This window comes from Pseudomonas sp. E45-MNA-CIBAN-0222 (genome assembly GCF_040310405.1).
GTDB lineage: Bacteria > Pseudomonadota > Gammaproteobacteria > Pseudomonadales > Pseudomonadaceae > Stutzerimonas > Stutzerimonas stutzeri_AC.
This window is the reverse complement of record NZ_JBEOPU010000015.1, coordinates 1-17,677: the sequence shown is the minus strand read 5'-3', so window position 1 is coordinate 17,677 and position 17,677 is coordinate 1. Positions and strand designations below refer to the sequence as shown.

The following is a 17,677-nucleotide window of genomic DNA, read 5'->3' as shown; positions in this document are numbered from 1 at the left end:
ACGTCGCCGTTATCCTACCGTTCTGTCATGCCTACCCACGACGGAGTATTGACGGTCTCCGTCCTATAACATAGCTTTTCCGAAAGGCGCTCAAGTACATATCGTCATGTGCATACGAGCCTCGTGTCGTTAAAAGAAATGGTTGGTGCCGCATGAAAGTGCTCTTCATGATGCCGTTCGGCGTGTCGAGCTTCTCCGCCCCCATCAAGATCAAGGCTTCGTCTTGGTGTTAGTGCCAGATGCACGTCACCTTGCGGTGCAGGAATGGAGTGTGAACATGAAAGCAGAAACGGAATCGCGGATTTTTTCGGTGGACGAATATGTCCGTCCGTCTAACGGCGAACCGATCCGTTCAGTTGTTCTGGAGACCAACGATTCTGTCGTTGTAGTTTGGCACGCCTACCCTAGGCAGGAAATAGCTGCCCATGTCCATCCTCACGGCCAAGATACTTGGACGGTTATCTCAGGTGAGGCCAAGTATTATCAAGGCAACGGCGTAGAAATTCATCTTAAAGCTGGAGATATTGCCATTGCAAAACCTGGGCAAGTACATGGTGCCGTGAACTCTGGTCCAGGACCTTTCATATTTGTCTCCGTGGTTGCGCCGGGCAGTGCAGGTTTTGCGTTATCTGAGAAATAGGCGAAAGGCCTGAGAGGAACCTGATGAATACACGAGTATTTACGTTCGCTGGTGGAGAAACGGGGGTTTGGCGCGTTGTTGCGATGAATGCCGTGGCAGGAGCCCCTCTCCCTGGAATCCCACGGCTCAACGTAGCCGCTGGCTCTGTTTCGCCGCAGCCTCCGGGCACCAAATGGCTCCTTCGCGGGATAACGAGTAACGAGCGCTATGTCGTGCGTGAAGAGAAGGATCGTCTCGTGGCGAAGCAGCCAAGCTTGGGTCGAGCAGAGGCTACCTGCGCCGCCCTGATCCCTATCCGGAAAAACCCCTCATGGTGGGGACTGTCTCAAGACGAACGCCGGAAGATTTTTGAGGAACAGTCCCGTCACATTCACATCGGGCTCCAATATCTCCCTGCTGTGGCCCGCCGCCTCCACCATTGTCGGGACCTGGGCGAGAACGAACCCTTCGACTTCTTGACTTGGTTCGAATATTCCCCGTCTGATGAGACGGCCTTTAACAGGCTTCTGGCCGAACTCCGAGCCTCGGTGGAGTGGCAGTATGTCGACAGAGAAATCGACATCCGGCTAGTGCATGAGCCGGCCTAGCATCAGGTTTAACTTCGATCTACGTGCGGCACACTCCTGCGACACCCGCAGCCCAGCAAAACCCCGAAAAATCTAGTGTGTCGCATAACTTAGGAGTAACGCGACAGGTATGTCTAGCGAGCCACTAGTCGCTTAAGAACTTTTCTACTTATAGCCTCCTCTTTCTCTCATCGATCTCCTCGGCATCCTGCCGTCTAGAGCCGGCACATTGTCCAGCTTTCGAATGAGGCTCTCCAGCTTTTCCAAGTCGCCCTCGGCAATGGCTCGCTCGTCGGGAGTTAAAGGCACGGCCTCCAAGTACCGTCCGATAGACGATTTGCTTTCCAATGCTTGGGCCCTTGCGCTGGCTTTCGGCAAGTTGAAGTCACACCCCGCACAGGCCATGCGATGTGGGCAGCTGCTCCAGAAGGGATTTGAACAATACGAGTCGCCCAAGTCATAGAAGGTGTAGGGGGCATCTGAATGGCGAACAATTACGTCATGATCGATCAAAACGGAGACCATATGGGCCATTTGATCGGCTTTAACGAAGGATGCTGCCAGCTTGGTAGGCCGAATTCGAATGTAATGCAAAGTCGAATTCGGCGAGCTATGTCCCGACCACTGCATTAGCTCGATCAGCGACATGCCCTGAGGGACGCTGGCGAGCGCCGTCACTGCGGAGGCACGTCCCCGGTGGCTGGTGATTCGCCCGCGACTGTCCTCCAGTGGCACACCCGCCTTGGCGCATAGCATTGGAATGATGGTGCCATTAATGACACTGGAGCCTATGCGCTTGCCTCGAAACTGAAATAGGTAGCTAACTTTTTCCCCGGTTCGCTCATCCAGCAAAGCGGCCTGGTTAGCAGGCCTGTCCTCCAGCCAGGCGTCAATGCGCTCCTTCACGACCACCGCTACAGGTTTGACGAAAGCTTTGAACGTCTTGCTGGCAGGAATATCGAGATAGCATAAAGTTTTTGCTGGAACGATGGTCCCATCCTCGTGTACCACATCATTGGTCTGAGGATGCGCGCATCTTTTATCCAAGCGCATGATTTCATTGCTGCGCAAACCAGCGTGCGTCCACACTACAGCAATGGCTTGAACCATCGACAGCGGATAGTGAATCTCCGAAAGCAGATCACTACGCTCAAGATTTAGACTCGCCCAAATCAGCTTGAGCCAGGTCGAGTCATCAATTACCCGCGGGTTGATACCCGAGTTGAATGTCACGGATCGCGGGGTGGCGAGGTGATGCCGGGGGCTGAACTTCAAACGACCCCATCCCCAGAGTTCAAAGTCTGTAAAAAATCGTCGCAAGGCATGTAGAAAGCCGCGCTTCGAGTTGGCAGCGATAGGCTGACCAAGCCCCTTTAGCTGTGTTCCCTTCGCTGACTCCAAAGCCCACTCACCGACCGTCATCCGGTCGACGGCAGCAATAAATGCAGCGCAAGTGGACATGCTCCAATCGGTAGGCGCCGCCATTCCTGATTGCTCGCGCGCTAGCCAGACACCGGTCCTCAAGATAAAACTGTAATTGCTTTCACGTGTGCGTGGACGCAAGGTGGAAGTGTCTCGCCATCGACGGCACCACATTGCCCAAGTCGGATCGATGCCTTCGATGCTTTTCGCCCGCCAACAGGTATAGCCTCGCATGCGTAAAGGTTTCGCCAAAATCCCCATGGCAGCGAGGCCGTGAGATACCTTTCCGACCGATCTCGCGACACCTTCGCTTCGATGCTGTTGGCCCTTCAGTAGCAGTTCCTCGGTGAATGTCTCCAACCGCGGATCGCCGTTTTCCAGCATCAAGGCACCCAGCACGTTGGAAAGGAACTGCTCAAGATGGCGAGCAGCGTAGCCCAGCGATCTCAACGCTTGGCTCAAGCGAACGTGCTCATGTCTGAACACGGCATGGCCGAAGATAAAAGAAGCATATATCGCCGGCTGCCGGAATTTGGCGATACGCTGCGGGGTTCGAAAATCGCCGAGATGGTAAGCAACGGAAGCGAGATATGGTCGTGATCCTGCTCGATTACTGAGCAAGGTCAACCACTGCGACTCAGACCAACACCAGTAGGGTTTACCGGTTTTGCTGACATTCCAGAGAATGACTGCCACTGATGAAATGGCTAATCGCTGAGAAACGCCGCTGTGCGCCGCTATATCAGCTAGCGGCCTCATGAGCTCAGGTATCTCTGATTGGAGGTAGCCCCAGTCTGAACGGTGAGAGCGATTCGAAAGTATGCTCAGCTCGATTTTCGATAGATCGCTCTGACGTACGTACTTGCTCGCGTCGAACGGAACATAAGGGGTGACTGAGGGGGTGCTCATAGCAATGCCTCAGACCCAAAGAGTTCACAGAACATCCGAGCATCGAGACTGCCGACGGAGTGCGCCATCTTTGCGGTTAAATCCGCGCCAGATAGGTGCAGGTAAATCAAAGTGGTTTTGGGGTCTCGATGTCCAGCATACGTGGTCAGTTCATGGAGCTTCCAGCCCGCACGGGCCAGATGGGTAAGCCGAAGGTGGCGAAAGGTATGAGTGCTCAGGTGCGATAGTTTCGCTTCCTTGGCCCACCCTTCAACCGTTTTACTCCACGCCCAACGGGACAGTGGCGAGCCTCGATTACGATCTGATGCTGATCGAAACAACGAACCTCGCATCCAGCCAGCGCCGCGAAGAGCATGTAGATGCTCTATCAAGACAGGTGCAATGTCTGGGCTGTAGCACACGACGCGGCTGCGTTTGCCTTTGGTCGTTTCCGCTCGCACCGAGATCAGTCGGTGTGCAACGTCTAAATCCTCAATACGCAAGGCCACCAACTCGGCACGGCGAAGAGCCCCGAAATACGCCAACGACAGCATTAGTCGATCACGGATAGACGACCTGGCCGCAATACTGAGAAAGTGTCGCCACTGCTCATCGGTGGGAATGTCTGGCAACTTAATCAGCCGTGGGAGCAAGCCCCTGACAAACCCTCCATGTCCAGGCACTTGGGCCAGCCGACCATGCTGTCCGCGGGGCACGGGGTTGTGCTCGCAAAGACCCTGAAAAACGAGGTGGTCGTACCACAACCGGATAGCAGTAAGCCGCTGGTGCAAGGTTGAATTCGCCACCGCGCTCTTTGCGCCAGGTAGCAGCTCACGGATGTAGAGCGTGACTTGTTCGAATGTCGCGGATTCGGGTTTCAGCCCACTCCCTTCGCAATGCAATAAGTAATGCGCAAGGGCACGGCCATAGGCGTCAAGGGTGGCCGGCGCACGCCCCAGATTACCCAAGAGCTCCAGCCAAGCTTGTACACTGGAATAACGACTTAACACTTGCTTGTGCAATGGGGTGGTGGTCATGGGCGCCCCCTGAGCGTCAACGGATTCAGCCTAGCTCAAAAGCATTCCACCTAACTTAATACAGCGCGTAATTGCTGGAAAACACCACAACGCCCCAACGCTCCAGGTCGCGCCGGATCTGAAAATACGGCACGCCCATTTTGATACCGAGCTGCTTTGCCTCGGCCGAGCGCGCGATCACGCAGCCGTCGTTGTATCTGAATGACCCTAACAGTTAGTTGAGTGTAAGATATTGATTTATAAGCAAATTAACTCCCTAACATTTTTTTGATTATTTTCCTTCGTTCCTGATGGCGATACTCCTCGACTAAGCCTATTTCAGACGTGGCTTCGCAAAGCAGGGCGGCGGATCGCAATCGACGATAGCTTCACTGTATACTTTTGGCTCCGCATACCCCTTGAGCTACAGGAACACCAGCATGACTGTACTCCAAACGCTCTACTGGCAGCCTACGCCGCCTTAGCGCTACGCCCCCTCGCAACAACCTCGCCTCCGCCAGTTTCGCTGGCTGCTGCGTACTGCTGTATGCCCGGTTCTTACACCCAAAGCGCACAGCAAAATAATCCTCACAATTTGAATTCGTATCGACGCGCTCGCCATTTTCCTGGCATGCGTGCGGTGCATTGCTTTGGATATTCTGATGCTACAAACACTCAAACAAACGTGGTTTTCCAACGTCCGTGGCGACGTGCTCGCGGGGATCGTCGTCGCACTTGCGCTGATCCCTGAAGCCATCGCTTTCTCTATCATTGCGGGCGTCGACCCCAAAGTTGGTCTCTACGCCTCATTCTGTATCGCCGTGGTGATCGCCTTTGTCGGTGGCCGCCCAGGCATGATTTCAGCCGCGACAGGGGCCATGGCACTGCTGATGGTGACCCTGGTCAAGAACCATGGTCTTGAATATCTGCTGGCCGCCACGCTGCTGTGTGGCGTGTTGCAAATTGGTGCTGGCTACCTGAAGCTCGGCTCGCTGATGCGCTTCGTTTCGCGCTCGGTGGTGACCGGCTTCGTCAATGCACTGGCGATCCTGATTTTCATGGCTCAGCTGCCCGAGCTGACCAATGTCACCTGGCACGTCTACGCCATGACAGCCGCAGGCCTCGGCATCATCTACCTATTTCCCTATATCCCCAGGATCGGCAAGCTCATCCCATCGCCACTGGTGTGCATCATCGTGCTGACCGCAGTCGCCATGTCGGTTGGGCTGGATATCCGCACGGTCGGTGATATGGGGGAACTGCCGGATACGCTGCCAATCTTTCTCTGGCCTGACGTGCCGCTGACGTTCGAGACGTTGGCCATCATCTTCCCTTACTCGGCAGCGCTGGCCGTGGTCGGTCTGCTGGAGTCGATGATGACCGCGACTATTGTCGACGACCTGACCGACACCCCCAGCGACAAGAACCGCGAGTGCAAGGGCCAGGGCGTGGCCAACATTGCTTCGGGTCTGATCGGCGGTATGGCCGGCTGCGCGATGATTGGTCAGTCGATCATCAACGTGAAATCCGGCGGTCGTTCTCGTCTGTCCTCCCTGGCCGCAGGTGTATTCCTGCTGCTGATGGTGGTGTTCCTCGGCGACTGGCTGAAGCAGATCCCGATGGCTGCGCTGGTGGCAGTGATGATCATGGTGTCCATCGGCACCTTCAGTTGGGATTCGCTGCGCAACCTGAAGAAGCACCCGTTGTCGACCAACATTGTCATGGTCGTCACCGTTGTGGTCGTGGTGGCCACCCACAACCTTGCCTTCGGCGTGTTGGCCGGCGTGCTGCTGGCCGCGATGTTCTTCGCCAACAAGGTTGGCCATTACATGGCGATCAGTTCTTCGCTGGACGAATCCGGCGAGCATCGTAGCTATAACGTCACTGGCCAGGTGTTCTTCAGCTCGGCAGACAAGTTCGTCGCGGCCTTCGACTTCAAAGAAGCCCTGAACAAGGTAACCATCGACCTGAATCGCGCCCACTTCTGGGATATCACCGCAGTTGCTGCCCTGGACAAGGTGGTTATCAAGTTCCGCCGCGAAGGCACCGAAGTTGAAGTGTTAGGTCTCAACGAAGCGAGCGCCACTATCGTGGATCGATTCGGAGTTCACGATAAACCCGACGCCATTGATCAACTCATGGGCCACTGAGAAGGAGAACAACGATGACCCAAGTAATTGCCTGTATCGACGGTTCCACCTCGGCTCCAGCTGTGTGCGACTACGCAGCCTGGGCCAGTCTGAGCCTGGAAGCCCCGCTGACCTTCTTGCATGTGCTGGATCAGCGCCAGTACCCAGTTGCGGCCGACTTGAGTGGCAATATCGGCCTTGGCAGCCGCGAGCATCTGCTCGATGAGCTTGCTTCCCTGGATGAACAGCGCGGTAAGTTGGCCCTGGAGCAGGGGCGGATCATGTTAACGGCCGCGAAAGAGCGGGCCATGACGGATGGTGTGACCGCGCCGGAGTCCAAGCAACGTCATGGCGATCTGCTGGAAAACCTGCAAGAGCTGGAAAGCGAAACGCGCCTATTGGTCATCGGTCGCCAAGGCGAGTCTAGCGGCGGTCTGAGTCAGCATGTCGGAAGCCAGCTGGAGAGCGTGATTCGTATCATGCACCGGCCAATCCTGGTCACCCCGGCCAACTTCCAAAAGCCCGAGAGCGCGATGCTGGCCTTCGATGGCAGCGCTACTACCCGCAAGGGTGTGGAGATGCTGGCGGCCAGCCCCCTGCTGAAGGGGCTGCCGATCCACCTGGTGATGGTTGGGCCAGTGAACGACGAATCGTCCGCGCAGCTGGACTGGGCGCAGAAAGTGCTGCTCAACGTCGGATTCACTGTTCGCGCCGAGACCCTGAACGGCGAGATAGAGCCTACCTTGCACGCCTATCAGAAAGAGCACGGCATCGACCTGCTGGTGATGGGGGCCTACGGTCATTCGCGCATCCGTCAGTTTCTGGTCGGCAGCACCACGACCAGCATGCTGCGCACCACCACTGGCCCACTGTTGCTGCTGCGCTAACGGCCATGGACGACGCCCTCGATCTTGCCCATTTCAAGACCCTACTGGAACAGCGGGCTGCCGAGCTGGATCGGTTGCTGGAAGACGCTGAGTCTCGCTCGCAATCGGTGGAGTTGGATCAAAGCAAGGTAGGGCGTCTGTCGAGGATGGACGCACTCCAGCAGCAAGCGATGAACGATGCCATCCGCAGTCGGGCGCAGCATGAACGCGTCCGCCTCCAGCTGGCCCTCAAGCGTTGGCACGAGGGCGAGTATGGCTGGTGTAACCAATGCGGCGAGTTGATCGCCTCGGGCCGCCTGGAATTCGATCCGGCCACGCCGTTGTGCATCACCTGTGCGAGCCGCGCCGAGTCGGATTGAAACCATGACAGCTCGTGACGTCAGTCCCAATTAACGAGGCTTCTAATGTATTTGATGGCTAAAAACTGGTTGGGCCGAACACAGAAAACAAGTGCCTGGATGTGGGCACTGCTGTGCTTTGTATTGCTTACCGTATTCCAAGTCCGCACCCATCACCTTGATGATCGGTTGTACTTCTGGATCAAGACCCACTGGCACACCGACGATTGGCAGGAGCGCTCTGTGTGGCTGCCTGACTATCGGGTTGAGCTCGATGCTAAGCCGGTTCCCGGTGTGGACAACAACCTTTCGGGCCTGACCTTCGACCCTGACCTGAACCTGCTATGGGCGGTTACCAACGGCCCAAACGAACTATTGGCCCTCAGTCGTGACGGTGACGTGGAAAGGCGCTATAGCCTGGACGGTTTCCACGATGTGGAGGCGGTGTCCTATGCCGGCAACGGCCAACTGGTAATCGCCGAGGAGCGCCGGCAGAGCCTTGTTATCGTGGATGTCCCCCTCGCCGAAGGCAGTAAGCTTTCTCCCGGTCGCTCATTGAGCCGAGACCAGTATCCAGCTCTGACCTTGGCACTTGGCAAGGCGGACAACAAAGGCCTTGAAGGGCTCGCCTACGACCTGAAAGGTGATCGCTTGTTTGTGACCAAGGAGCGTGACCCTCGCCAATTGCTGGAAGTGGGCGGCCTTCGTGCCAGCCTGGCAGGAGGTTTTTCCCTGCACGTGCGCGACCTGTCCAACTTGGTAAAGGACAAGGTATTTGCCACTGACTTGTCTTCGGTCGTCTTCGATCAACAGAGTGGCCACCTGATATTGCTCAGCGACGAGTCGAAACTGCTGATTGAAATCACCGATGAGGGCAAGGTGGTGAGTTTCCGCTCCTTGGCGAGGGGGTTTGCTGGTTTGCTGAAAGGCATACCCCAAGCCGAAGGCGTAACCATCGACGATGAAGGGTATTTGTACGTGGTCAGCGAGCCGAACTTGTTCTATCGCTTTACCCGCGAGACAGACTGACCAGTCAACAAGCTACAGTCAGGCGTGGCCGGGACGCTTGAACTGTTAGCGTGCGATTTTTACGAATTCTGCGGGTTCCCCATCAGGGCCTAGTTGGGCCCTGGTTTCAGAGGGAGTGCGGTGACCTTACCGTTGGCAACCGCCTTCAGCTGAATCATCTCGAATATTAGTCGCTGGTTAACCGAAGCCAGCCGAGCTACCTCCGCTAAAAGCTGATCATTCTCTGCACGGAGCACCCTGTTCTTTTCTTTCTCGCTCATCAACGCTTGATGCTTAGAGTCTCGCTGGGCTCGCACCGACTTGCCAACGATGTTGCGAATCCTTTCCGCTATGCTTGGGTAAGTGTTATGGATGAGTCCCGGAGTCACACCTGCGGCACGGGCAACGGATGTGATGGAAAGCTTTCCGTCACCAGCAATGAGATCGTCGACGACCTTGTTGAGCGCGGCGAGTGTCTTCGACCTGGAGCGAATAGGAGAGTCAGGGCCCACCGCCTGTCTAGTCATTTGCCGCCTCCTCCATTTCCTCAACTGGAGAAAGGCCAAGGCTGGTAATTACATCTAGTGCAACCTGCAAGTCGCGTTCTGCGCGCTGCCTAACAGCCGGGCCTGCATCCTCAATTTTTATCAGCTCTCGCTGTTGAATGTAGATGTCCTGCCAAGTGCTGGCGAAGACTTCATCGATCACCGAATTTTTGCACCCTGGACACCGTGTGGCTTCGTATAGACCAGCACCTCCGCAGCCCCGCTCTGTGGCGATGCACCAGCCGTGTCCAGTCGCACGAATGTTGGCATGTGGGGCGGTCTGGGCAAGCAAAGCAGCTCTATCCTTGATTGGAATTGCCCGCAATTCCACAATCTTTTCGCCAGCGCCCCCTGCCAGTGGCTGATCATCGAGCCATGATTCGATCAGGTCAATTTTAAACTCTGTCATCTGCTGGAAGATCTCATCAAAGAGAGTCAGGTCTTGCTGCGGATTGGATGCATAGAGTTGGGTCATACTCATGCTGCTGTGTTTGAACTGCCATTTGAGGTAGATCAATGAAGTGCGGCCCATACGGGATTCTACAAAGCATCTTGCATATGTTCGCCTGCATTGATGCGTCCTCAACGGCCAATCGCTTCCAGCGGCTTTAGCTATACGGTCAAACGCAGCATTGGATGCTTGCCCGCTGAGAGCCTCAACATGATGGCTTTCCTGAACTTTCCCTCCTTGTGTGTTTCGTCCCAAAAATAGTTTATTCGCGTCTTTTCGGGCTTTTTCGAGCCTAAGGAGATGTTCAGTTGAATACGAAAAATCCCGATTGCTTGCAAGCTGTCTAATCTCTTCATCCAGCTCTTTTCTGATGGGTGCTGAATATTTTGCCAAAAGACTTAAAGCTTCAATCGTTAGTTCTGGCACAAGATATTCGACTTGGCCTTTACCTGTCTTGTGCTCGACTGTGGTCACCCAGCAAAAATTAATTCCATTTCTTAACTCTTTGCGCCAAGCGCCAACCTCAATTCCAATTGCCTCGTCATTGCGCATGCCGCTAGTGATTGAAACTATATACAGAACAGCATCTCTGCAACGAATTGCCATCCGTTCATCACTAGGATGATATCCAATACCATTGACTGCCAATTCGGCCTTCATCTCCCGGACAATGCTTTCGCAATAGTTGAAAATCCTAGATTGTTCATCATGAGGAATGATATCTGTTCGCCCGACGTTTTTAGTGGCAGCACCCAACCCTTTTACATTCGCGACCCCACAAATCCGCCACAATGTCGAATTACCCCAAGGATAACTCTGAATGGGAAACATCGTGTCGACAGAAAACACCCAAAGAAAATCAATAACCCGTAATCGCCCATACAGCGGGAGAGGCCTTAACTTCAATTCATATTTGCAATGATGAACGTAATTGCTGACATGGATCGGACGGACATCTGCAAAGCTTGAAACTCCTAGATTGTTTAACCAGCGAACAAAAGGCATCACGCTGACGACGGCGAAAGTAGTAATGCCCCGTGCGATAGGAGGTTTGGATCTAGGCATTCCTCTTTTAAACCAAGCATAAGCAACAGCTTTGCAGTCATCAATAAGCGCCCGAGGCATGCCCATATCCCAGTTGATGAATTTATAAGAATGAGCAATATTGGCCTGATCAAAAAACGGGCGAAGATCCCACTGTGCATCGCCAAACCTGCTAAGAACGAAGGTTTCTCCATCTTCATTAACGATAGCGCTGATCACGATTGCATCCCGCTCTGCGGGACTTAGACCATTCGCTGAAACTGGCTGTGCGATGAGGACATCATATGCCTTTAACACCGCATTCGTGGTTCTTATGCTCAAATTTCGCCGCCCAATTTTTTCTTCATGAACTCGATTTTTTTAGCCCAGAACAAGTGCGGAGATGACTCAGCCTGAGCCCTTGCTTGCGAAACCAATGCAAGATCAAACTTCTGGGTGAAATCATCTATCAATCGAATATAGTCAAACTGACGCTTGCGCCATGCGCCCCACTCGTCCGTGAGAAAGTATTCGACTTCTGCATACAAGAATTGTTGGTAGCTGAACAGCCGGTATAAGTCCTCCAAGGTGCCTACAATTGCATAGCTAGGGCAACCGAGGCAGTGGATGAATTCAGAACAATGATTGACGCCATCCTTTGGTGCCAGACTACCGTAAAGGCTATCTTTGCAGCCGCCTGGTGGGGTTGGTATAACGTTTATGCCACGTAGTTTGTCCGGAAAAGCCTCCCCAACAAATGTCGCCCCGTCGACCTTGATCTCATCGTTGATTTTCAAATAGTGATTATCGGCGACACCAGGGGTATGACCCATAACGGAGGAAACTTCTATAATGTCGCCACCGCTCAGTTTCCACAAACGGCTTTCCATAGTCTTTCGCAGCCGACTAAGCGTGACATTTAGCCGATTGCCTTGATCATCCTGAAGCGCATGACGCTCACAAATGCTTTTTGCCGTGACATATAAAGCACCGGGTGTAAGGGTAACGATGTCGTTCGAGCGGCCAGGCTGGCCCGAGCGATATAACCACACACATGAAGATATTTCATCAGGTGCCAGTGCTACGAGTGGCTTAGAAATCTCCAGCGCCTTATTGAGGACTGCCACCCCATCCAGGGGAATAGCACTGTACTCATCTAGCAGATTAGTCTGACGGATTGTTTTGCTCTGTGCGCCTTTACCTCGACGTTTGACGGTAGTAATCAACCTGAGATTAGGAATAAATGGGTGAGGCTGTAGGGCATCCCTTTTCATCTCCAAGAGCGGCGTAGTATTGATTCCAGACCTTGCCGCAGTAATTAGTAGCAATACAGCCATCGCCTCCGCGCCATTTCCAAGGAATGTACCCTTATGGATGGCAATAAGATCTGACTTCAAAGCGCCAATCAGCCTTTGCATTTCACCCAAGGTGAGCGGATCTGCATCTTTAGTGCTCTGCGAATTATTAGGAAATGGATTGAGGGGCAAAAGATCGTCAAGATTAACTTCAATAAATCCATATTCAGCCAAAACAACAACTAACGACTTGAAGCTAGTATAGTAATTCTTGGCTGTCGAGCCGTTAGGGTATTTTAGCCTCAGCCAAGAGACGTATCGATCCAAGTGGCTTTTGGTAAGACTGTTTGGCGTTGCAGGTGGCGACTTGACCGAACCTCCACTCAAGAAATTTATAAAAAATCTCAGCCCGTTCGTAGAGTAACCAATCAAGGTCGTCACTGAGAAGTTTCCTCCTTGTAGCAAAGCTTTGATAACGTGAAGACTTTGAATTGCCCAAGCGTCGAAGCCCAAGCCTAAATATTTCGTATGATCGAGTTGCCTGTGGTTTCTCGGGTTTCTCGGCAGGTCAATCTTGATATCATCTTCGACAGCCTCGAATCCTTTTGTAACCGACCGCATAACCGCCTTGTAGCTTTTTTGCCGAGCCAATGGTGCTACCTCAAATACGCGAAACCGAATCAGTCATAAACATCATGTCAATTTCGTCCTCGTGAGCAAGGACGGATTGGGCTTCAAGCTGGTTTATGAGATGCAAATAGATCATAGTTGTTTGCACATCTGAATGCCCCAGCCTATCTCGGACATACAACAATGGCTCACCTTCAAACTCTTTGCTTTTTCGAAGAGCAAGCAAGGTATAAGTCCCATAGGTGTGGCGTAGCATGTGGGCCCGAACATAGAAACCGCACTTTCTTTCATAGGACTTCATAACGTCCACTACGGAATCTTTTGAATAATGCCTGCCTTCATTAGTCAGCAGCAGCGCGGTAACACGTCCATCACCATTGGACTTACGAACCTCTCGTTGGTGAAGGGAGTAAGACCACATGCTCTCCATCAACGACCATGGCACGTCGATAGTTCTAGGCCGGTCGTACTTGATATGCATGTCTGAAGGATCAAGAGCAACACTGATCATTTGCCTTGGGCGCAGTCCCTTCTTCAACCTGGGGTTGAACACATATTTGAGAGGAAAAGACCTCGCTTCACAGGAGCGAAGGCCGGTACGCACCATGAGGTGGAACAATATCTGGTGGCTTGGATCGGTATCCAGGGCAAGGCATACCTTGACTTGATCCTTGGTCAGGAATTTGGTCAAGCGCTTTCGGTCGCGAACCATCACCGAAACTTTCGTGCTCTCGGCTCCGGGCAGAGCGATATGACTGAGAAGACCGGAATGTTGGGCAACTCTTACCCTTTTCTCACCGAAGGGCAGCACAGTTATCAGGTTGCGCTGCTTAGCCCATCGGTAGAACCTCACGATCAAGGCCAGACGATTGTTCACCGTGCCGGGATCAAGTGCTAATTCTCCGCTCGACCAATCCCTGTACCTCGACAGAGCACTCAGACCGTGAGCCGGGCTTTCCTCGTCCCAGCCCAATCCATTGGCTTCCAGGAAGGCAAAGTAATCGTACAGACGCCGTCCATAGGCTTCCCAAGTCAAATCGCTTAGGGCCTCACCTGACTCGATAAGCGTGTGCCAAAGGAAGGATTGAGCTGGCTCGACTGGCCATCCCTCTGACCCAATCAGCAACGGAAAGCCTTCAAAGGATCGACCTGCTAATGCTAGGTCTTTTGTTGCGAATACCAGCCTCATGCCGCTGCCCTAAAACACTTCCAATGGATTGCCTTATGAAGCCTGGAAACTGCTGTTCCAGAGGGGTTCAGAAGGTGGCGCGGACTCTACAGGATTTACTAACGATTCCCACCCCTCAGATCGTTGTTCGACAGCACGACGATAGGCGTACGCAGCAGGTCCGGTCGGAACACCCGCTCGCAACTGGCGTAGAACGAGTTGCAGTCGATCAGGGCAATTGCCGACTCAGCCTGGGGCATGGCAGCGCACGCTGTGAGTGACCACGCCCCAGATCAGTAGCTCATCCCCCTCGAGTACGTAGCGCGGCGCGTAGGCCTGGTTCTCCGCCCGCAGAACGACCTGTTCGCCTTCCTTCGCCAAGCGCTTCACCAAGGCATCGCCGTTGAGCGCGGCGATGACAATCAGGCCAGGCCGCCCCTCCATCGCCCGATGCACGATAGCCAGGTCGCCATCGAACATCCCTGCGTTGATCATGCTGTCGCCGCTGATGCGCACCAGATACATATGCGGCGCGCGGAGGTCGAGAAGCTCGTCGAGGGATATCTCGGCTTCGATGTGATCCTGCGCCGGCGAGGGAAACCCGGCCGGGACGCGGAAGGAATACAAAGGCAGGCACACGGAGCTGCTGCTCAGTGGTCCGAGGATCGTGCAGGACATGGTGCACCCGTAATAATGCTGTATTTATATACAGTACAGAACAAACCAACCCACCTACAATCAGAATGAGAAAGGCGATGACGAGCGGACGGTCATGTGCGGACGATTTGCGCAGTATCAGGGGATGGCGGATTACCTGCGGGAGCTGAACAGCGAGCAGGAGGTGATCGGCGGCTACGACAACCTGCCGATCGAGCGCTACAACGTGGCACCACAGACCAACGTGCAACTGTTGCACGCGGAGGGAGGGGGCCTGACGATCGCCGCGGTGAGATGGGGGTGGGCACCGCACTGGGCGAAGAAGGGAAAGATGCCGGCGCCGATCAACGCCCGCGCCGAGACGGTGGCGAGCGGCAAGTTCTTCAGGCAGATATGGCCGTACCGCGCGCTGGTCGCAGCTGACGGCTGGTATGAATGGGTGAAGGACGAGACCGATCCGAAGCACAAGCAACCCTACTTCATCCGCCTGCGCAGCGGCGAGCCGATGTTCTTCGCCGCCATCGGTCAGCTCCCCCACGCCGGCAGCGAGATTCGCGAAGACGATGGGTTCGTGATCATCACCGCCGACGCCCAAGGTGGCATGTTGGATATCCATGATCGCCGGCCAGTGGTACTACCAGCGGACTTGGCCCGAGAGTGGATAGACCCGAACACAACTTCGCAGCGTGCCGAGCAGATAGTGCAGGAGCTGGGCCTGCAGTCCGAGGAGTTCGAGTGGTACCAGGTCAGCAAGGCAGTGGGTAACGTGAAAAACACTGGGGCAGCGCTGATTGCATCCCTTGATTCCAGAGAGTCACCCGACCGGCCCTGATCAGCCGGAGATGAACTGAATCAGTCAGCTGCGACCGGCGGGAACCGGCCGATTCAGTTGAAAAAGCCTCGCCGCGATTTTTGCCCACGAAAGAGCATGGTCGACGTTGAAATCTGGCTCGTTCAAAGGTAGAGCTGTTTTGGGTTTTACGTAGCAGTGCCGAGATCGAGCGTTTTTTGAGCGGCCGAATAACAGCTTTCTTTGAAACCGACTTTTTCAACAGAATCGGCCAGAAGCGGTCGCCGAGCGGCTACAGAAGGGTGGCATTGCGCTTGCTCTGTGGCGACCATAGGTGCAGTATGTTGGTGGGCGCAGATGGGCGCCTGCCAGCTTGCAGCGGCGAAGTTCTGCACCATTGCGTTTCGTTACCCTCACCCTATGGCACGCATCTACCGACGCGCAGCCTGGAGAAGCAAGCATCCTGGCCAATAGCGTCGCGTGGAGAAAGCCATGTCGAAGTACAGCTATTTCAATCTGATCAAATCCCAGGCAAAAAAACTTGCTCAGGAGCAAGGTCTCCAGCTTTCGGTTGCTCAAGAGCGACTGGCCACTTCCTTGAAATTCAAGGACTTCCATGAACTAACAACGGTTGCTTTCCGCAATCCCTACGATGCTCGCCTTATCAGGGCTGCTCTAGGTTCGTCGGATCCTGCCGATGTTATTTACGGGAGCCCAGTGCACGAGCGATTTCGCGAGGAGATTGATAACCTGCTATCGGGCGAAGCGGCAGACACCAATGCCTACGACTATTCGTGTGAAGATTTTGAGGTGTGTATTCCAGTGCGGCTGACAGCTATATCCAGCGATTGTGATCCAGCCGCGCCGGAGATTCTGACCCACCCATTCCAGTGATGGTGATCCACCCTGCTGATGCTATTGCCTCGTCTAGTACGAGCAACTCAGGGGGCTAGATGGGGACTCAGAACCACCGCCAATCGGTGGCACAGTGGGCTAGTCTTGGAGCGAATAGAGGATACGGACATCAGGTTGAGGCCATAGAGGCTGCCGGCGAGCTGTCAGGAAATGCTGAATCCAGCTCTAGCTTGACGTTGTACAGGCTTCCGGCCTGACGTCCGGTTAGGGTATAGCTCAACCTGACAATTCCGTTTGACGACGCGAGAGCTTGCCGTCGGTCGGACATAGCGTACTTACGATTTAGCCGCCCTATGTAGAACATGCCCCATAGCTCCGAGCTGCGCGGTAACAATGTTAAGAGTCGAGCCTAGAGCCGTGCGCGTCATCGTTGCCAACCTGATTACCCTGTGCCAAATTGCATCCGGCATGAGATGCCCCATGCCGCCATGGATAATTACTTGTTAAATGGAGTTATGAAATGAAATTAACCGTTGTTTTTAATGGAGCAGAGCTGACAGCAGATCACCTTCAGCAAGTGATATCAGCCGCCGGCACCAATACAAGTGTTCGAGTACATACTGCCCAAGCAATAGCCATTAGCACGCTGCTATCCTGCATTAGTCTTGCTGGAAGTACCAAATTTCTCAGCTTGGATTTTAATGGCGCGCAACTAACTGCGAATAACTTACAGCAAGCCATTGCCGCTGCCGGAGCCAACACATCCATCAGTGTCAATACTGCGCAAGCTACAAATATTGACACACTGGTAAGTGTCATCAAGTCCAATAAAAAGTTTAGCGCAGACTTTAACGGGGCACAGTTGACCGCCAACAATCTACAACTCGCAGTTAAGGATGGTCTGAAGTAGCCCTGTATTTCTGGCTGACTTCAGCCTCCGCCGATTTTGAAAGCGGTCAACCGATCAAAAACGATCAGATCGCCCGCTTATTTCTGTGTTTTTAGCCGCCGCGAGCACCTCGCAGCAGCCATTTTCCACATTACAGGCGCACCTCTCCTGCATTCGTCAGTAAATGTCGTCGAGCCATCCACAGATTCGACAGCGCGAACAGTGTCACCAGTTGCGCGGTGTTCTTTGCCAGGCCACGGAAGCGCGTCTTCACATAGCCAAATTGGCGCTTGATCACCCGGAACGGGTGTTCGACCTTGGCCCGCACCTGGGCTTTGGCCTTCTCGATCTTGCGCCTGGCTTTGTAAAGCGGGCTGCTCTTGCCCAGTTTCTTGTAAGTGCTGCGCCGTGCCGCCACCTGCCAGATCACCTCACGACCATCATGTTCGGCACGCTTCTCGACACCGGTATAACCGGCAT

At 54.1% G+C, this 17,677-nt stretch carries 18 protein-coding genes and 2 pseudogenes; 9 read left to right on the top strand and 11 right to left on the bottom strand.

The window, feature by feature from the left end; genetic code table 11:
- Positions 1–277: 277 nt before the first annotated feature.
- Together AAEZ08_RS19465 and AAEZ08_RS19460 are read left to right on the top strand one after the other, a co-directional pair.
- Positions 278–640: a cupin domain-containing protein gene (locus tag AAEZ08_RS19465; RefSeq protein ID WP_071534424.1), complete on the top strand. Its 363-nt coding sequence runs from the start codon at positions 278–280 to the stop codon at positions 638–640.
- A gap of 23 nt (positions 641–663) precedes the next feature.
- Positions 664–1,227, top strand: a complete 564-nt coding sequence (locus tag AAEZ08_RS19460) for a chlorite dismutase family protein (RefSeq protein WP_026084028.1) — start codon at positions 664–666, stop codon at positions 1,225–1,227.
- A 144-nt stretch (positions 1,228–1,371) separates the two neighbouring features.
- Here AAEZ08_RS19460 and AAEZ08_RS19455 read toward each other — a convergent pair whose 3' ends face one another.
- The 3 genes and pseudogenes from AAEZ08_RS19455 to AAEZ08_RS19445 form a co-directional block, all read right to left on the bottom strand.
- The gene (locus tag AAEZ08_RS19455; protein ID WP_011914409.1) at positions 1,372–3,537 is read right to left on the bottom strand and encodes a site-specific integrase; all 2,166 of its coding nucleotides are present in this window, start codon (positions 3,535–3,537) and stop codon (positions 1,372–1,374) included.
- The gene (locus tag AAEZ08_RS19450) at positions 3,534–4,553 is read right to left on the bottom strand and encodes a tyrosine-type recombinase/integrase (protein WP_011914410.1); all 1,020 of its coding nucleotides are present in this window, start codon (positions 4,551–4,553) and stop codon (positions 3,534–3,536) included. The genes AAEZ08_RS19455 and AAEZ08_RS19450 overlap by 4 nt, the downstream gene beginning before the upstream one ends.
- Positions 4,554–4,611: 58 nt before the next feature.
- A pseudogene (locus AAEZ08_RS19445) lies at positions 4,612–4,746 on the bottom strand (Y-family DNA polymerase); the annotation flags it as partial.
- A 448-nt stretch (positions 4,747–5,194) separates the two neighbouring features.
- Between AAEZ08_RS19445 and AAEZ08_RS19440 the strand changes: the two are divergent.
- The 4 genes from AAEZ08_RS19440 to AAEZ08_RS19425 are packed head-to-tail and all read left to right on the top strand — an operon-like array spanning position 5,195 to position 8,915.
- Positions 5,195–6,682, top strand: a complete 1,488-nt coding sequence (locus tag AAEZ08_RS19440) for a SulP family inorganic anion transporter (protein WP_028692951.1) — start codon at positions 5,195–5,197, stop codon at positions 6,680–6,682.
- A gap of 14 nt (positions 6,683–6,696) precedes the next feature.
- Positions 6,697–7,548, top strand: coding sequence for a universal stress protein (locus tag AAEZ08_RS19435; RefSeq protein ID WP_028692952.1), 852 nt, complete (start codon positions 6,697–6,699; stop codon positions 7,546–7,548).
- A gap of 5 nt (positions 7,549–7,553) precedes the next feature.
- Positions 7,554–7,907: a TraR/DksA family transcriptional regulator gene (locus AAEZ08_RS19430; protein WP_028692953.1), complete on the top strand. Its 354-nt coding sequence runs from the start codon at positions 7,554–7,556 to the stop codon at positions 7,905–7,907.
- 45 nt (positions 7,908–7,952) lie between these two features.
- The gene (locus tag AAEZ08_RS19425; protein WP_028692954.1) at positions 7,953–8,915 is read left to right on the top strand and encodes an SdiA-regulated domain-containing protein; all 963 of its coding nucleotides are present in this window, start codon (positions 7,953–7,955) and stop codon (positions 8,913–8,915) included.
- A gap of 89 nt (positions 8,916–9,004) precedes the next feature.
- On the opposite strand, the gene AAEZ08_RS19420 is transcribed toward AAEZ08_RS19425, so the two are convergent.
- From AAEZ08_RS19420 to AAEZ08_RS19395, 6 genes and pseudogenes are all read right to left on the bottom strand, one after another.
- The gene (locus tag AAEZ08_RS19420; RefSeq protein WP_079384160.1) at positions 9,005–9,421 is read right to left on the bottom strand and encodes a TetR family transcriptional regulator; all 417 of its coding nucleotides are present in this window, start codon (positions 9,419–9,421) and stop codon (positions 9,005–9,007) included.
- The gene (locus tag AAEZ08_RS19415; RefSeq protein ID WP_223271185.1) at positions 9,414–11,153 is read right to left on the bottom strand and encodes a tyrosine-type recombinase/integrase; all 1,740 of its coding nucleotides are present in this window, start codon (positions 11,151–11,153) and stop codon (positions 9,414–9,416) included. Before AAEZ08_RS19415 ends, AAEZ08_RS19420 begins: the two co-directional genes overlap by 8 nt.
- A gap of 98 nt (positions 11,154–11,251) precedes the next feature.
- On the bottom strand, positions 11,252–12,859 hold the full coding sequence (locus AAEZ08_RS19410) for a site-specific integrase (protein WP_032904191.1): 1,608 nt from the start codon (positions 12,857–12,859) through the stop codon (positions 11,252–11,254).
- 10 nt (positions 12,860–12,869) lie between these two features.
- Positions 12,870–14,027: a tyrosine-type recombinase/integrase gene (locus AAEZ08_RS19405; protein ID WP_028692960.1), complete on the bottom strand. Its 1,158-nt coding sequence runs from the start codon at positions 14,025–14,027 to the stop codon at positions 12,870–12,872.
- A 119-nt stretch (positions 14,028–14,146) separates the two neighbouring features.
- Positions 14,147–14,266: pseudogene (locus AAEZ08_RS19400) on the bottom strand (Y-family DNA polymerase); the annotation flags it as partial.
- The gene (locus AAEZ08_RS19395) at positions 14,253–14,684 is read right to left on the bottom strand and encodes a LexA family protein (protein WP_500124952.1); all 432 of its coding nucleotides are present in this window, start codon (positions 14,682–14,684) and stop codon (positions 14,253–14,255) included. The pseudogene AAEZ08_RS19400 and the gene AAEZ08_RS19395, both read right to left, overlap by 14 nt.
- 94 nt (positions 14,685–14,778) lie before the next feature.
- Between AAEZ08_RS19395 and AAEZ08_RS19390 the strand changes: the two genes are divergently transcribed.
- Positions 14,779–15,495 (top strand): SOS response-associated peptidase family protein, encoded by a 717-nt coding sequence (locus tag AAEZ08_RS19390; protein WP_500124951.1) that lies wholly within the window; start codon positions 14,779–14,781, stop codon positions 15,493–15,495.
- Positions 15,496–15,641: 146 nt separating this feature from the next.
- Here AAEZ08_RS19390 and AAEZ08_RS19385 read toward each other — a convergent pair whose 3' ends face one another.
- Entirely contained in the window at positions 15,642–15,851 is a 210-nt protein-coding gene (locus AAEZ08_RS19385; RefSeq protein WP_500124950.1) for a hypothetical protein, read from the bottom strand.
- A gap of 94 nt (positions 15,852–15,945) precedes the next feature.
- Here AAEZ08_RS19385 and AAEZ08_RS19380 point away from each other — a divergent pair, with 94 nt between their 5' ends.
- Both AAEZ08_RS19380 and AAEZ08_RS19375 read left to right on the top strand, forming a co-directional pair.
- On the top strand, positions 15,946–16,347 hold the full coding sequence (locus tag AAEZ08_RS19380; RefSeq protein WP_500124949.1) for a hypothetical protein: 402 nt from the start codon (positions 15,946–15,948) through the stop codon (positions 16,345–16,347).
- 481 nt (positions 16,348–16,828) lie between these two features.
- Positions 16,829–17,218: a hypothetical protein gene (locus tag AAEZ08_RS19375; RefSeq protein WP_500124948.1), complete on the top strand. Its 390-nt coding sequence runs from the start codon at positions 16,829–16,831 to the stop codon at positions 17,216–17,218.
- A 130-nt stretch (positions 17,219–17,348) separates the two neighbouring features.
- Here the strand turns inward: AAEZ08_RS19375 and AAEZ08_RS19370 are convergent.
- Positions 17,349–17,677, bottom strand: a 329-nt coding sequence (locus tag AAEZ08_RS19370; protein WP_500124947.1) for a transposase, incomplete at its 5' end; no start/stop codon positions are given.

Excerpts from the sequence above, each read along its gene's own strand:
- AAEZ08_RS19440 (WP_028692951.1), top strand. The coding sequence starts at position 5,195 with ATGCTACAAACACTCAAACAAACGTGGTTTTCCAACGTCCGTGGCGAC.
- AAEZ08_RS19430 (WP_028692953.1), top strand. The coding sequence starts at position 7,554 with ATGGACGACGCCCTCGATCTTGCCCATTTCAAGACCCTACTGGAACAG.
- AAEZ08_RS19450 (WP_011914410.1), bottom strand. The coding sequence starts at position 4,553 with ATGACCACCACCCCATTGCACAAGCAAGTGTTAAGTCGTTATTCCAGT.
- AAEZ08_RS19425 (WP_028692954.1), top strand. The coding sequence starts at position 7,953 with ATGTATTTGATGGCTAAAAACTGGTTGGGCCGAACACAGAAAACAAGT.
- AAEZ08_RS19375 (WP_500124948.1), top strand. The coding sequence starts at position 16,829 with ATGAAATTAACCGTTGTTTTTAATGGAGCAGAGCTGACAGCAGATCAC.
- AAEZ08_RS19460 (WP_026084028.1), top strand. The coding sequence starts at position 664 with ATGAATACACGAGTATTTACGTTCGCTGGTGGAGAAACGGGGGTTTGG.
- AAEZ08_RS19380 (WP_500124949.1), top strand. The coding sequence starts at position 15,946 with ATGTCGAAGTACAGCTATTTCAATCTGATCAAATCCCAGGCAAAAAAA.
- AAEZ08_RS19390 (WP_500124951.1), top strand. The coding sequence starts at position 14,779 with ATGTGCGGACGATTTGCGCAGTATCAGGGGATGGCGGATTACCTGCGG.
- AAEZ08_RS19435 (WP_028692952.1), top strand. The coding sequence starts at position 6,697 with ATGACCCAAGTAATTGCCTGTATCGACGGTTCCACCTCGGCTCCAGCT.
- AAEZ08_RS19405 (WP_028692960.1), bottom strand. The coding sequence starts at position 14,027 with ATGAGGCTGGTATTCGCAACAAAAGACCTAGCATTAGCAGGTCGATCC.
- AAEZ08_RS19395 (WP_500124952.1), bottom strand. The coding sequence starts at position 14,684 with ATGTCCTGCACGATCCTCGGACCACTGAGCAGCAGCTCCGTGTGCCTG.
- AAEZ08_RS19465 (WP_071534424.1), top strand. The coding sequence starts at position 278 with ATGAAAGCAGAAACGGAATCGCGGATTTTTTCGGTGGACGAATATGTC.
- AAEZ08_RS19385 (WP_500124950.1), bottom strand. The coding sequence starts at position 15,851 with ATGGTGCAGAACTTCGCCGCTGCAAGCTGGCAGGCGCCCATCTGCGCC.
- AAEZ08_RS19455 (WP_011914409.1), bottom strand. The coding sequence starts at position 3,537 with ATGAGCACCCCCTCAGTCACCCCTTATGTTCCGTTCGACGCGAGCAAG.
- AAEZ08_RS19420 (WP_079384160.1), bottom strand. The coding sequence starts at position 9,421 with ATGACTAGACAGGCGGTGGGCCCTGACTCTCCTATTCGCTCCAGGTCG.